The following is a 12982-nucleotide window of genomic DNA, read 5'->3' on the forward strand; positions in this document are numbered from 1 at the left end:
CCCGCATGACCTCCCTTCCCCCGCTTTCGCGCATCCTGTCAGACAATGCCGCACAGCTTGGCCTGAGCCGACCTGCCGCGATGTGTCTGGGGGCAATCTGGCGCGCGGCACAGAACCCCTCGGCAGATGATCTGGTCACCCTTCTGGGCATTTCGCGCTCGAATGTCTCGACCGCCCTGAAGGAGCTGCGGGAAATCGGCTTGGTCCAGCAGGCCCGCAGCCCCGGCAGCCGGAAGGATTTCTATGTGGCGGATGCGGATCCCTGGGCCCTGCTGCGCAAGCTGATGATCGAGCGCCAGCGCAAGACGTTCGAACCTCTGGCCGAGGCCTTTGCCGCCCATGCCACCGAAGACCCGCGACTGCCCGCGCTGGCCGAGATCTCGTCGCAACTCAACATCTGGCTGCGGCAACTGACGGCGCTCGACCCTGACAGCCTTGCGAAGGCCACCGCAGCCGATCCGACGAAGCTACTGAAAAAGAATAAAAAGAAAGACTGACGCGCGGCCATACCGTCGCGCCATGCGCCAAGGCCCCGCCCTGCAGAGGCGCACCATGCCACCGCAGGAAAAAGCCCGAAGCCGGTCTCATGGCTTCGGGCATGCTCTGTCCGGACTTAGCGTTCGGTCTGGATATCGAACCCCAGATGCTTGGCGACCGCGAAGATATCCTTGTCGCCGCGCCCGCACATATTCATCACGATGATATGGTCTTTGGGCAGGGTCGGCGCGATCTTCATGACATGCGCCAGCGCATGGCTGGGCTCGAGCGCAGGAATGATGCCTTCGGTACGGCAGGAGAACTGGAACGCCTCCAGCGCCTCTTTATCGGTGATCGAGACATAGTTCGCACGGCCCGTATCATGCAACCAGGCATGTTCCGGCCCGATACCGGGATAGTCGAGACCCGCCGAGATCGAATGGCCCTCAAGGATCTGGCCATCGGCATCTTGCAGAAGATAGGTGCGGTTGCCATGCAGCACCCCCGGACGCCCGCCGGTCAGCGAGGCGCAATGCTCCATCTTCTCGTTCACGCCGTGCCCGCCCGCCTCGACGCCGATGATATTCACCGATTTGTCGTTCAGGAACGGATAGAACAGCCCCATCGCATTCGACCCGCCGCCAAGGGCCGCCACCAGCGTATCGGGCAGACGGCCCTCGCCTTCCTGCTCGGCCAGCTGCCAGCGCACCTCCTTGCCGATGATCGACTGGAAATCGCGCACGATCATCGGGTAGGGATGCGGGCCAGCCGCCGTGCCGATGCAGTAGAACGTGTCGCGCACATTGGTCACCCAATCGCGCAGCGCTTCGTTCATGGCATCTTTCAGCGTGGCACGACCGGAGGTCGCGGGCACCACTTCGGCCCCCAGAAGACGCATGCGGAAGACGTTGGGCGCCTGACGCTCGACATCGGTCGCGCCCATATAGACCACGCATTTCAGACCGAATTTGGCACAAACCGTGGCCGTTGCCACACCATGCTGCCCCGCGCCGGTTTCCGCGATGATACGGGTCTTGCCCATGCGCTTGGCCAGCAGGATCTGGCCGATCACGTTATTGATCTTATGCGCGCCGGTATGGTTGAGCTCGTCGCGCTTGAGGTAGATCTTGGCACCGCCCAGCTCTTCGGTCATGCGGGGCGCGTAATATAACGGCGAGGGGCGGCCGACATAATGCTTCCACAGATCGTCCATCTCGGCCCAGAAGGTCGGGTCGACTTTGGCGCGCTCGTATTCCGCCTCCAGATCGAGGATCAGCGGCATCAGCGTTTCCGAGACGAAACGCCCGCCATAGATCCCGAACCGGCCATTATCGTCCGGCACATTCATGAAGCTGTTGATCAGATCGTCGGCCATGACCTTCTCCCTTATGTTTGCCCCCATGTAACCCTGCTGGGGGCGAAGATAAAGCGGGCGATTGCGCTTTTGCGTGATAACAGACGATCTGCCCCAAAAAACAGCGCGCCGGTAGGGCGATCCGTTCTTGCGCGCGGGGCGGGGAAGATCAGTGGCGCAACGCGTTGAAGGCCTTGCGATAGTGCGACGGCGACGTATTCTCCCAGCGGCGGAACGCACGGACAAAGGCGCTGGGTTCGGAATAGCCCAGCTCTGCCGCGATATGCGAGATCGACAGGCGCGACCCTTCCAGATAGCGGCAGGCCTGTTCGCGGCGGGTCTCTTCGACCAGACGCGCGAAACTGGTGCCACATTCTTGCAGACGGCGCTGCAAGGTCCAGCGCGGCAGGCCCATCCGGTCCGACAGGCGGTCAAGATCCAGTTCCGCATCACGCAGATGCAGGCGGATCACCTCGGCCACCTCCTCGGTCAGGCTGGGGCCATTCTCGCGCAGGCTGAGGGCGCGCAGATTGCACAGCAAAAGCTGCTGCAGGGTGGCATCGGCCCCCGGCATGGCACGCACACCGTCTTCGCTGCGGAAAACCAGCGCATTGGCGGGGCGGCCAAAGCGCACCGGCGCGCCGAATGCAGCCTCTATTTCCTGACGCGAGCCGGTTTCGGGTTGTTCCAGTTCGATCAGTTCGGGCGTCCAGTCCGCCCCCGCCGCATGACGCAGAACGTTAGAGAACATGCCCAGCGTGACCAGCGCATCCTGATCGCGCAGATGCACACGCTCCGGCGCGATGCGATAGCTCATCCATGTCAGCCCGCCCTGCTGGCGACAGCCGGTCACGGTGCCTTGCTGGTGCCACGGAAAATAGGTCGTAAGATTTTGCGCCGCCGTGCCCAGATCCGGCGAATTTATGGCGATATAGCCGATCAGCCCCAGCATTTCCGGCGTGAACGCCTGCCCATAGGCCAGTCCGAAATTCACATCCCCCGACCGTTCGGCCCCCAGTTCCATCATGCGGCAGTAAAGGTCCAGATCCATCCGGCTCATAGGCTGGCCCGCCGTTTCCGGCGCAAAGCCCAATGTGCCGAAAAAACTGTCGGGGCAAAGCTTGTAACGGCGGATAAAACCGTCGATTCCGGTGGCCGCTGCGGCCAAAACCTGAGGTGTCGGAGCCTGCATCTGAATCCCTCCATATCGCGGACGGAATGAACCTTGGCTCAGGCTAGCGCAATCACGGCCATGCGCCCACACCTTATCTACAAGGCCGAAATACGACTAAAGTCCAAAAGTTGAACCGCTCGCCCAAATCTTGGGCAAGCGGCAATCTTTCCGGTCCGGACGTTGCAAGGGCGGCTTATTCGCCCGCCGTAGCCGTGGCCGTTTCCTTGCGGCGCAGCAGGGCGGCGGTGGTCGTGCCGAGGATCATCAGAACCGCGAAGATCACGAAGATCTCGAAGTTATAGATGATCATCGCCAGCATCGCGAGGCAGGCCAGACCCAGCGCGATGGCCGGCAGGATCGGGAACAGGGGGGCTTTCCACGGGCGGTCCAGATCGGGTTCGGTCTTGCGCAGACGGAACAGCGAGGCCATCGACATGATATACATCACCAGCGCGCCAAAGACGGCCATCGTCACGATGGTGGCGGTCAGCGACATGCCCGCAACCGAGATCAGGCTGTCGGAATAGATCGCGACGATGCCCACGATCCCGCCTGCAATGGTGGCCACGTGCGGCGTATGGAAGCGCGGATGGACCTTCGAGAAGACCTCGGGCAGCAGACCGGCGCGCGACAGGGCGAACATCTGGCGGGCATAGCCCATGATGATGCCGTGGAAGGACGCGATCAGACCGAAAAGCCCCAGCCAGACCAGCATATGGGTCCAGCCGCTGCCTTCACCCACCACGCGGATCATCGCTTGCGGCAGCGGGTCGTTGAGGTTGGACAGCTGCGACCAGTCGCCTGAGCCGCCCGCCATGATCATTACGCCGAAGGCAAGGAAGACCAGCGTCAGGATGCCTGCGATATAGGCTTTCGGTACGGTGCGGCGCGGGTCTTTGGCCTCTTCGGCGGCCATAGCGACGCCTTCAATGGCAAGGAAGAACCAGATCGCAAAGGGGATCGCGGCAAAGATCCCACCAATCGCCACGGGCGAGAACGCGCTGGCGCCAGCCCAGCCGTTGGCTGCGAAATTGGTCACCGAGAAGGCGGGCGCGACGACCCCCATGAAGACCAGCAGCTCGAAGACCGCCAGCAGCGTCACCAGCAACTCGAAGGTCGCCGCGATCTTCACCCCTGCGATATTGAGCGCGATAAAGATGACATAGGCGCAAACGGCGGCCAGTTTCGGGTCCAGCCCTGGAAACTGCACATTGAGATAGGAGCCGATCGCCAGCGCGATAGCGGGCGGGGCAAAGAGAAACTCGATCAGCGTGGCAAAGCCCGCGATGGCCCCACCCGTGGGACCGAAGGCGCGGTTGGCATAGGCAAACGGCCCGCCTGCACGCGGGATCGCGGTGGTCAGCTCGGTAAAGCTGAAGATGAAGGCGGTATACATGGCCGCCACGATGATCGTGGTGATCAGAAAGCCCAGCGTGCCCGCGCTTTCCCAGCCATAGCTCCAGCCGAAATATTCGCCCGAGATCACGAGGCCGACGGCGAGGCCCCAGAGATGGAAGGCGTTGAGGCTTTTTGACAGCCCTGCTTTGCCAGTTGACATGATGTTTTCCCTGTTTGGTTATTATGGACCCGTTCGGGCCTTAGTCCTTTGGTCGTTCTGGTAGTGGCATGATCTCGGAAGCCGCCAGACTGGGGGCTTCTTCCTTCAGCTTGGTGCCGGTCAGGCCCCGTCGGCGCGCCTCGCGCACCAGCCATGCCAGTTTGGAGGCCGCCTGAACCGGCGTCTGCCCCCCACTGAGATGGATATTCGACAGGCAGTTCCGGTCGCTATCGGGGCAACCGGGCTGCGGGTTATGGGTAAGGTAGATGCCAAGGCTATCGGCCACGGTCAGCCCCGGACGCTCGCCAATCAGCACGGCCACCATGCGGGCGCCCAGACCCTGCCCGATCTCGTCGCCCACGGCCACGCGGCCTTGGGTCACAATCGCCACAGGCGCAATCGACAGATCGGCCAGCGCCTCATGCGCGGCCCGCAAGGTCGCGCCCGCATGGGCCTGCACGGCGGCCGAAGACAGCCCGTCACAGATCACAAAGGCCAGATCATAGCCGCCCTCTCGCAAGGCGCTGCGGCTTTCGTCCGACAGTTTGCGCCCCAGATCGGGGCGACGCAAATAGACAGACCGGTCGGCCGCCGCCGAGGCCAGCGCCAGCGTGTCAAAACCGGACAGCTCGTCCTGTAGGGCACCCACATCCAAAGGCGCATGGACCGCATCGCGGGCACGCGCCGCATCCAGCCGGAAAGACGCCAGCGCAGAGGTCGGCAGCCCCGCGCCCGACCGCCCCAGCCCGATACGGGCGCGGGTGGCTTGGCGAAGGCGGGCAAAGGGGTCGCGGGTCAGATCATCGCTCATGGGCCGACCTCACGCGCTCAGGGCCGGACGGGTCATCTCCGCCAGCAGCCGGTTGGGGGTGGATGCAATCCGGCCCGCCCTGTCGATGATGCCCTGCGCCTCAAGCCAGCTTTCGAATTCGGGCGCAGCCCTGAGGCCGAAACTTTCGCGTAGGTAGAGGATGTCGTGATAGGACAGCGACTGGTAATTCAGCATGATATCATCCGCCCCCGGCACGCCGATGAAATAGCGGCAGCCCGCATCGGACAGAAGCGTCAAGAGACCGTCCATATCATCCTGATCGGCATGCGAGTGGTTGGTGTAGCACACGTCGCACCCCATCGGCACGCCCATCAGCTTGGCGCAGAAATGGTCCTCGAGGCCCGCGCGGGTGATCTGCTTGCCGTCAAACAGATATTCCGGCCCGATAAAGCCCACGACCGTATTCACCAGAAGCGGATCGAAGGCGCGCGCCACGGCATAGGCGCGGGTTTCCACCGTCTGCTGGTCCATGCCGAAATGCGCATCGGCGGACAGGGCCGCCCCCTGCCCCGTCTCGAAATACATCACATTCTGACCCATCGTTCCGCGCTTCAGCGAGAGCGCCGCATCCTGCGCCTCGGCCAGCACCGCCAGATCGACACCAAAGCCGCGATTGGCCTTTTCCGTGCCCGCAATCGACTGGAACACCAGATCCAGAGGCGCGCCGCGATTGATGATTTCGATGGAATTGGTCACATGGGTCAGCACGCAGCTTTGCGTGGGGATCGCGTGACGCTCGCGCAGCTCATCCAGCAAATGGATCAGCGCCATCGCCTGCGGCACGTTATCAGTGGCGGGGTTGATGCCGATCATCGCATCGCCAATGCCGTAAAGCAGCCCGTCAATGATGCTGGCGGCCACGCCCGCCGGATCATCGGTCGGGTGGTTGGGTTGCAGGCGGCTCGAGACCGTGCCAGCCAGACCCATTGTGGTGCGGAAAGCGGTGATTACCTCGATCTTGCGGGCCACAGAGATAAGGTCACGGTTGCGCATCAATTTAGAGACAGCGGCCACCATCTCGGGCGTCAGCCCCGGCGCCAGCGCCTTCAGCGCCGCCCCATCGGCCTCATTCGACAACAGCCAGTCGCGGAACTGGCCCACCGTCATATGCGCCACCGGCGCGAAGGCCGCGCGGTCATGGCTGTCGCAGATCAGGCGGGTGACCTCGTCTTCCTCATAGGGCACAAGCTGTTCGGCCAGAAATTCGGTCAGCGGCAGATCGGCCAGCGCCATCTGCGCCGCCACCCGCGCGATCTCGCTTTCGGCAGCCACCCCTGCCAGCTCGTCCCCCGAGCGCTGCGGGCTGGCCGCCGCCAGAAGCGCGGTCAGGCTGTCGAAGCGGAAGGTTTCGGATCCGATCATATGGCGGTAGCTGGGCATAGGGCCTCCGGTAAGCGTCTGTGACAGATTACCCCATCCTGCCCCGCCAAGACTTGACCGCATATGACAATCATCGGCCCGCCCCTGCCGCCTTCGGTCAAGTTTGCGCGCCTGTAGCAAAAGCACCGCTCGCGCCAAAATTGCGAGCATCGCGCAAACCATCCCCCGCCGCGCGAACCCCGCCCGCTTGTTGGAAATCTTTCACAAAACCTCAGCATGAGTGTCACTTTGCCTCGCCATCTGCTGGCCCAAGCAGAGTTAAAGGAACATGACATGACCTCCCAATCCGTCACGCTGACAAATATCGGCAAGGGATTTGGCACAACGAAGGTGCTGAAGGGGATCGACCTCGACATTCAGGCGGGCGAGTTCCTGTCACTGGTAGGGATGTCGGGCTGTGGGAAATCGACGCTTCTGCGGATCATCGCGGGGCTGGAAAGCGCCGATCAGGGCCGCGTCGCGATCAATGGCGCCGATGTCACCGGCACCGATCCGACCGACCGCAATCTGGCGATGGTCTTCCAGTCCTATGCGCTTTATCCGCATATGTCGGTGCGCCAGAATATCGCTACGCCCCTGCGGATGCGTAAGCTGCGGCTGATCGACCGCCTGCCGCTGATCGGGCGTCTGACCGCCAACCGCGAGACCCTGCGCGAGATCAACCATGCCGTGGAACAGGCCGCCGAGGTGCTCCAGATCTCGGCGCTTTTGGACCGTAAACCGGCGCAGCTTTCGGGCGGTCAACGCCAGCGGGTGGCGCTTGCGCGGGCTTTGGTGCGCCAGCCTGCCGCCTTCCTGATGGACGAGCCGCTGTCGAACCTTGATGCCAAACTGCGCGCCCATATGCGTGACGAACTCGCCGCCCTGCACAAACGTCTTGGCGCGACCTTCATCTATGTCACCCATGATCAGGTCGAGGCGATGACCATGTCCGACCGCATCGCGCTGATGTCCGAGGGCCGGATCGAGCAATTAGGCACGCCCGATGAACTTTATCGCCGCCCTGCCAATCTGACGGTCGCGCGGTTTATCGGCGCGCCCACCATCAACCTGCTGCCCGCCGAAAGCCTGGCTGATGGCCGCTTGCGCCTGCTGGGCGAGGTTCTGGATATGCGTATCCGTCAGGCGGGGCCGGTGACCTTGGGGCTGCGCGCCGAGGATATCCATCTGACGGCCACGGGGCTTTCTGCGCGCGTCACACGGATCGAGACCCATGGTGCCGACCGCTATGTGACCTGCTGTCTGCTGGCCGATGAGACGCTCTCGGTGACCCTGCGCCAAAGTGCCTCTCTGCCGCGACCCTTGGGGCAGGTGCATCTGGGCTTTGCGCCCGAGGCGCTGCATGTCTTCGGCGCGGATGGCCAGCGCCTGACCCCGCGCCTACGTCAGCAGGTGGTGGCATGAGCGTCCTAGACCTCGGCTACGCCCGCCCGCGCCGTAAAATCAACAAGGGCATGCTTTTTGCCGCGCCTGCCGTCGTGCTGCTGCTGGCGATCTATATCCTGCCGCTGATCACCTTGGCGGGGTTTTCGCTGACCGACTACCAGCTGGGCGCGATCCGCTGGAAGTTTGTGGGGCTGTCGAACTTTACCAAGGCCTTCCATGATCCGGTCTTCCTGCGCGCCTTCTGGAATACCGTGCTTTATGCAGCGATTGTTATTCCCTGCGGCATCTTTCTGGCGCTTGGCGTGGCGCTTTTGGTGCATGGGCGCAGGCGCACGCGGGGGCTGTGGGAAGTTGCCTATTTCCTGCCCGTGACCGCCACTCTGGTTGCCATGGCCACCGTCTGGCAGTTCCTGCTGCATCCGACCCTTGGGCCGGTGAATGCGGTCATTACATGGCTGGGCTTTGACGCGGTGCAATTTCTTGGCACCCCTTGGCTTCTGATCCCGACCATGGCGCTGATCGGCGTGTGGCAGGTGGTGGGCTTCAATATGGTGCTGTTTCTGGCAGGGCTGACCGCCATTCCGCAGGACCTGCATGAGGCCGCGCGTCTGGATGGTGCGAAATCCCCCATCGACCGGTTTCTCACCGTGACTTGGCCGATGCTGGGGCCGACGACGATGTTTGTCACGGTGACCACCTCGATTTCCGCCTTCAAGGTGTTCGAAACCGTGGCCGTGCTGACCAAGGGCCGTGCGGGGTCGGAGACGCTGCTTTACGCGCTCTATCTCGAAGGGTTCGATTATTCCAACACGGGCTATGCGGCGGCGCTGACGCTGATCTTCCTCTGTGTCGTGCTGGTCTTGTCGATCGGCCAGACGCTCCACCTTGAAAAGAAGGTCCATTACTGATGCGCGCCTCGAAATACCTTCCCCATCTGGTGCTGGGCCTTGGCGCTGTGGTGATGCTTCTGCCCTTCTACTGGATGGTGCTGACCGCGATCCGCTCGCCTTCCGAGATTTTCGACATCTCGCTCTGGCCGATCCCCAAGGACTTCTCGGGCGGTGAGAACTTCCATCAGGCAGCGACCTCGGTGCCCATGGCGCGCTTCATGCTCAACGGGGTGATCGTCTGCGCGGGCATCCTGATCGTGCAGGTGCTGACGGCTGTGCCCTGTGCCTATGCGCTGGCGAAACTGCGCTTTCCGGGCCGTAAGATATTGCTGTCGGTAATTGTGGCGGCCCTCTGTGTGCCGATGCAGGCGCTGGCGCTGCCTCTCTTCGTGGGGCTGGCCAAGGCGCAGATGCTCAATACCTATTTCGCGATGATGGCGCCGTTCTTCCTGTCGGTCTTCGCGATCTTCCTCTTCCACCAGTCCTTCCGCTCCTATCCCGACGAGATCATCGAGGCCGCGCGTCTGGACGGGTTTTCGGAAATGGAAATCTGCTGGCGGTTGGTGCTGCGCGCCTCGCTGCCCTCGCTTGCGGCCTTCGCGGTATTTTCCGTGGTCGCCCATTGGAACGACCTCTACTGGCCGATGATCGTGGTCAATCGTACCGAACTGGCGCCGCCGCCGCTTGGCATGCTGTTCTTTGCCGATGCCGAAACCGGCACCAATTACGGTGCGCTCATGGCCGGAGCCTGTCTGATCACCGCGCCGATGGTCGTCTGTTTCCTCCTTGCCCGCCGCCAATTCATCGCGGGCATCACTATGGCGGGCGTCAAATGACCCAGCCTGTTTCCTCCCAACCGAACCGGAGTTTTCCCATGTATCCCACCCGCCGCACCGTTCTGACGGGGCTTGCCACCTCTGCCGCTTTGCTGATGGCGCTGCCCGCCATGGCGCAGGAGGTCACGCTGAATGTGCTGTATAACATGCCGGGCTTTACGAAATTCCATCAGCCGCTGGCCGAGGAATTCGAGAAGAACAACCCCGATGTGAAAATCAACTTCCTCGCGCCCGCCGCCAATTACACCGACGGTCAGGCGCAGGTGCTGCGCTCGGCGGTGACCGGCGATCTGCCGGATGTCTATTTCTCGGGCTATAACCTGACCGCCGAGCTGGTCCATACGCTGGAGCCGCGCGGCCAGATCACCGATCTTGGTCCCTTCATCGAAGCCGAGGGCGGTCAGTCTTTCCTCGATAAAAACTACTCGCCCAATATGGCGGCGCTTGGCCAGATCGATGGCAAGCAATACGGCCTGCCGGTCAATGCGTCTTCGCCGATCCTCTATATCAATTCCGAGCTGGTCAAAGAAGCAGGCGCCGACCCTGAGAACATGCCCGACACCATGCCCGAGCTGATCGCGCTTGGCGCCAAGATCCACCAGATGCACCCCGATATGGCCGGCATGGCCTATGATATCGCGGGCTGGCCGGATGACTGGCTGTGGCAGGCGCTGATCTTTGAACAGGGCGGCAAGCTGGTCGATGAGGAAACCGGCAAGGTGGCTTTCGACAATGAGATCGGCCTGAACGCGCTGAAGATGATCCGCCAGATGGCGGTTGATGCCAATGCGCCTACCTTCGACTGGGATCAGGCGCGCCAGCAGTTTGGTGCAGGCAAGACGGGCTTCATGGTCTCGACCCCTGCCCATGTGCAGACCATCGAGGGCCTTGTGGGTGACCGTTTCACACTGACCACCGCGACCTTCCCGCTTGATGACAAGGAAAAGGGCGGCGTGCCGACGGGTGGCAATTCGGCGGTGATCCTGACGCAGGATAAGGCGAAGCAGGAGGCCGCGTGGAAATATCTCAAATGGATCACCGGCCCCGAGGCGCAGAACGTGATCGTACGCATCACGGGCTATCTGCCGACCAACAAAAACGCCACCGGCGAGGCCTATCTCGCGCCCTATTACGCAGAGCATCCCAATGTGAAGACCGCCTCGCTTCAGGCCGACAAGTCGCTGCCCTGGGCGGGCTATCCGGGTGGGGACTCGGTCCGTATCTGGCGCACCCAGCGTGACATCATCGGCACCGTGATGCGCGGCGAGGTCTCGCCCGAGGAGGGCCTCAAGCAGATCGTCGAACAGACCAACGCGCTGATGGAATGACCCACATTATGCGGGGGGCTCTGGCCTCCCGCATGACCTTTGAAAGCAGAGCCATGAAGATCATCCAGCTGACCGACACCCATCTGATGCCCGCAGGCCAATTGGCCAATAGGGTGGACCCCGAGGCGCAGATGCGCGCGGCGATTGACGATATCCTGACCCGCCACGCGGATGCCGACCTGATGGTGATCACCGGCGATCTGTGCAATCACGGCGACCCAGAGGCCTATGACCTTCTGCACGAGATCTTGGCGCCTGTGCCCTTCCCCGTGCGCTTGATGCTGGGCAATCATGATGACCGGCCGAATTTCATCGCCGCCTTCCCCGAGCACCCGCTGGACGGAAATGGCTATGTGCAGGGCTGGCAGGACACGGATTTCGGGCGGCTGATCTTTCTGGATACCCATGAGGCGGGCGTCATCGGCGGTATCTTCGGGCCGGACCGGATGGAATTTCTGGATGAGGCGCTGCAAGGCGCGGGGCCATTGCCGCCCACCATTTTCATCCACCACCCGCCGATGGACGACGGTATCGGCCATTTCCGGCAGATCAGCCTGCATGACGAGGGCCGCGTGATGGCGCGGCTGGCCGCCCACCCGCAGGGCATCCGCCATATCGTCTTCGGCCATATCCATATGCCGCTTGCGGGCACCTCGCCCGAGGGCATCGCCTATAGTGCAGGTCAGGCCTGCGCACATCGCTTCATCACCGAGATCGACCGACCCGACCCGTGGTGGACCAATGGCCACGCCCACTACCGCGTGATCTTCCTCGACGGGCTGGGCTTTCGGGCCTTCATGGCCGAGGCCGGACAGGTGCCCACGGTGCAGGCCCCCATCTGCGACGGCCCCTGACCCGCCGCCGCCCGTGCCGCTCTGTGTCCGAAGGCAACGCATCTTCCGGTCAGGGCGCCGTGACGACAGGGAGCGCGCGGACGGGTATATAGCAACAGGCGCTTTGCGACTGTCGGGAGGTTTGCGACTGGCGCAACCGCAGCTGGGAATGGGCCGGTTCCAGCACGACCACGGCGGCGGATGGAAGGCGGAGGCGGCCCGACAAGGCGAGAAAACGCCTCTCCTGTCAGAATGTTGGCGGTGTACAGGCGCTAATGACGACGCAGGGTTCGGCCCCGACCTGCCGGAAACGGTGCGGCAGACGGCTGTCGAAGTAATAGGCATCCCCCGGCCCGAGCACCTTGCGTTCCTCACCCACGGTGATCTCGACACGGCCCGAAATGACGATCCCGCCCTCCTCGCCCTCGTGGCCATACATCACACGGCCCGTATCAGCCCCTGGTTCATAGGTCTCTTGCAGGATCATCATCGCGCGGCCAAACAGCGTGCCGCCGATCTGGCGCAGCGACAATTTCCCCTTGCCGATCTCTGTCAGCTCGGCGGATTCATAGAAAATCTGCCGTTCCGCATCGGGCTGGAATTCGAAAAAGGCCGAAAGGCTGATCGGTATCCCGTCAAGGATCTTACGCAAAGCCCCGACCGAGGGGTTCATCTTTCCCGATTCAATCAAGGAGATAGTCGAATTGGGCACCGCCACCTTTTTGGCAAGGGCGCGCTGCGACAACCCCGCACGCTCTCGAATCACGCGCAGCCTGTGGCCAAGCTCCTTATCCTGAGAAGTCGTGTTGTGAGTGTTCACCATTGATCAAACCTTACAAATTCATGACGAGTATACAACACCTTACCCGCAACAAGAAACAGACTTTTTAAGTTTCCAAATCCCGATAGGCTGGGTTCCAATCATTGCTTCTCA

General features: G+C 62.4%; 12 protein-coding genes. 6 read left to right on the forward strand and 6 right to left on the reverse strand.

The genetic code is table 11. The features are described from left to right. Positions 1-5: 5 nt before the first annotated feature. A complete protein-coding gene (locus WDB88_RS15420) occupies positions 6-497 on the forward strand; it encodes a MarR family transcriptional regulator (protein ID WP_339109926.1) in 492 nt (163 codons plus the stop codon). A gap of 116 nt (positions 498-613) precedes the next feature. Here the strand turns inward: WDB88_RS15420 and trpB are convergent, their stop codons facing one another. The 5 genes from trpB to WDB88_RS15445 all read right to left on the reverse strand — a co-directional run bounded on the left by trpB (position 614) and on the right by WDB88_RS15445 (position 6775). Further along, positions 614-1852, reverse strand: a complete 1239-nt coding sequence (trpB, locus tag WDB88_RS15425) for a tryptophan synthase subunit beta (protein ID WP_330629403.1) — start codon at positions 1850-1852, stop codon at positions 614-616. Between the two features lie 148 nt (positions 1853-2000). Beyond that, the gene (locus WDB88_RS15430) at positions 2001-3023 is read right to left on the reverse strand and encodes an AraC family transcriptional regulator (RefSeq protein ID WP_339109927.1); all 1023 of its coding nucleotides are present in this window, start codon (positions 3021-3023) and stop codon (positions 2001-2003) included. Between the two features lie 175 nt (positions 3024-3198). Beyond that, positions 3199-4563 (reverse strand): ethanolamine permease, encoded by a 1365-nt coding sequence (gene eat, locus WDB88_RS15435; RefSeq protein ID WP_330629405.1) that lies wholly within the window; start codon positions 4561-4563, stop codon positions 3199-3201. 40 nt (positions 4564-4603) lie between these two features. Continuing rightward, the gene (eutC, locus tag WDB88_RS15440; protein ID WP_339109928.1) at positions 4604-5374 is read right to left on the reverse strand and encodes an ethanolamine ammonia-lyase subunit EutC; all 771 of its coding nucleotides are present in this window, start codon (positions 5372-5374) and stop codon (positions 4604-4606) included. Between the two features lie 9 nt (positions 5375-5383). Beyond that, positions 5384-6775 carry an ethanolamine ammonia-lyase subunit EutB gene (locus WDB88_RS15445; protein WP_339109929.1) on the reverse strand — a complete coding sequence of 464 codons (1392 nt, stop codon included), beginning with the start codon at positions 6773-6775 and terminating at the stop codon, positions 5384-5386. 273 nt (positions 6776-7048) lie between these two features. Between WDB88_RS15445 and WDB88_RS15450 the strand changes: the two genes are divergently transcribed. From WDB88_RS15450 to WDB88_RS15470, 5 genes are read left to right on the forward strand one after another with little or no spacing between them, the layout of a single operon-like run. Continuing rightward, positions 7049-8179, forward strand: coding sequence for an ABC transporter ATP-binding protein (locus WDB88_RS15450; protein WP_339109930.1), 1131 nt, complete (start codon positions 7049-7051; stop codon positions 8177-8179). Continuing rightward, positions 8176-9069 carry a sugar ABC transporter permease gene (locus tag WDB88_RS15455; RefSeq protein ID WP_339109931.1) on the forward strand — a complete coding sequence of 298 codons (894 nt, stop codon included), beginning with the start codon at positions 8176-8178 and terminating at the stop codon, positions 9067-9069. Before WDB88_RS15450 ends, WDB88_RS15455 begins: the two co-directional genes overlap by 4 nt. After that, a complete protein-coding gene (locus WDB88_RS15460) occupies positions 9069-9887 on the forward strand; it encodes a carbohydrate ABC transporter permease (protein ID WP_339109932.1) in 819 nt (272 codons plus the stop codon). The genes WDB88_RS15455 and WDB88_RS15460 overlap by 1 nt, the downstream gene beginning before the upstream one ends. A gap of 38 nt (positions 9888-9925) precedes the next feature. Beyond that, positions 9926-11215 (forward strand): ABC transporter substrate-binding protein, encoded by a 1290-nt coding sequence (locus WDB88_RS15465; protein ID WP_339109933.1) that lies wholly within the window; start codon positions 9926-9928, stop codon positions 11213-11215. Continuing rightward, positions 11212-12069: a phosphodiesterase gene (locus WDB88_RS15470; protein ID WP_339109934.1), complete on the forward strand. Its 858-nt coding sequence runs from the start codon at positions 11212-11214 to the stop codon at positions 12067-12069. Before WDB88_RS15465 ends, WDB88_RS15470 begins: the two co-directional genes overlap by 4 nt. Before the next feature lie 226 nt (positions 12070-12295). Here WDB88_RS15470 and WDB88_RS15475 read toward each other — a convergent pair whose 3' ends face one another. Further along, the gene (locus tag WDB88_RS15475; RefSeq protein WP_330629415.1) at positions 12296-12871 is read right to left on the reverse strand and encodes a cupin domain-containing protein; all 576 of its coding nucleotides are present in this window, start codon (positions 12869-12871) and stop codon (positions 12296-12298) included. Between the last annotated feature and the right edge of the window lie 111 nt (positions 12872-12982).

The sequence above is a fragment of the Thioclava sp. GXIMD4216 genome (genome assembly GCF_037949285.1).
Lineage (GTDB): Bacteria > Pseudomonadota > Alphaproteobacteria > Rhodobacterales > Rhodobacteraceae > Thioclava > Thioclava litoralis.

Coding starts and splice junctions, on each gene's coding strand:
- trpB (WP_330629403.1), bottom strand. CDS start 1,852: ATGGCCGACGATCTGATCAACAGCTTCATGAATGTGCCGGACGATAAT.
- eutC (WP_339109928.1), bottom strand. CDS start 5,374: ATGAGCGATGATCTGACCCGCGACCCCTTTGCCCGCCTTCGCCAAGCC.
- WDB88_RS15450 (WP_339109930.1), top strand. CDS start 7,049: ATGACCTCCCAATCCGTCACGCTGACAAATATCGGCAAGGGATTTGGC.
- WDB88_RS15455 (WP_339109931.1), top strand. CDS start 8,176: ATGAGCGTCCTAGACCTCGGCTACGCCCGCCCGCGCCGTAAAATCAAC.
- WDB88_RS15465 (WP_339109933.1), top strand. CDS start 9,926: ATGTATCCCACCCGCCGCACCGTTCTGACGGGGCTTGCCACCTCTGCC.
- eat (WP_330629405.1), bottom strand. CDS start 4,563: ATGTCAACTGGCAAAGCAGGGCTGTCAAAAAGCCTCAACGCCTTCCAT.
- WDB88_RS15460 (WP_339109932.1), top strand. CDS start 9,069: ATGCGCGCCTCGAAATACCTTCCCCATCTGGTGCTGGGCCTTGGCGCT.
- WDB88_RS15445 (WP_339109929.1), bottom strand. CDS start 6,775: ATGCCCAGCTACCGCCATATGATCGGATCCGAAACCTTCCGCTTCGAC.
- WDB88_RS15470 (WP_339109934.1), top strand. CDS start 11,212: ATGACCCACATTATGCGGGGGGCTCTGGCCTCCCGCATGACCTTTGAA.
- WDB88_RS15475 (WP_330629415.1), bottom strand. CDS start 12,871: ATGGTGAACACTCACAACACGACTTCTCAGGATAAGGAGCTTGGCCAC.
- WDB88_RS15430 (WP_339109927.1), bottom strand. CDS start 3,023: ATGCAGGCTCCGACACCTCAGGTTTTGGCCGCAGCGGCCACCGGAATC.
- WDB88_RS15420 (WP_339109926.1), top strand. CDS start 6: ATGACCTCCCTTCCCCCGCTTTCGCGCATCCTGTCAGACAATGCCGCA.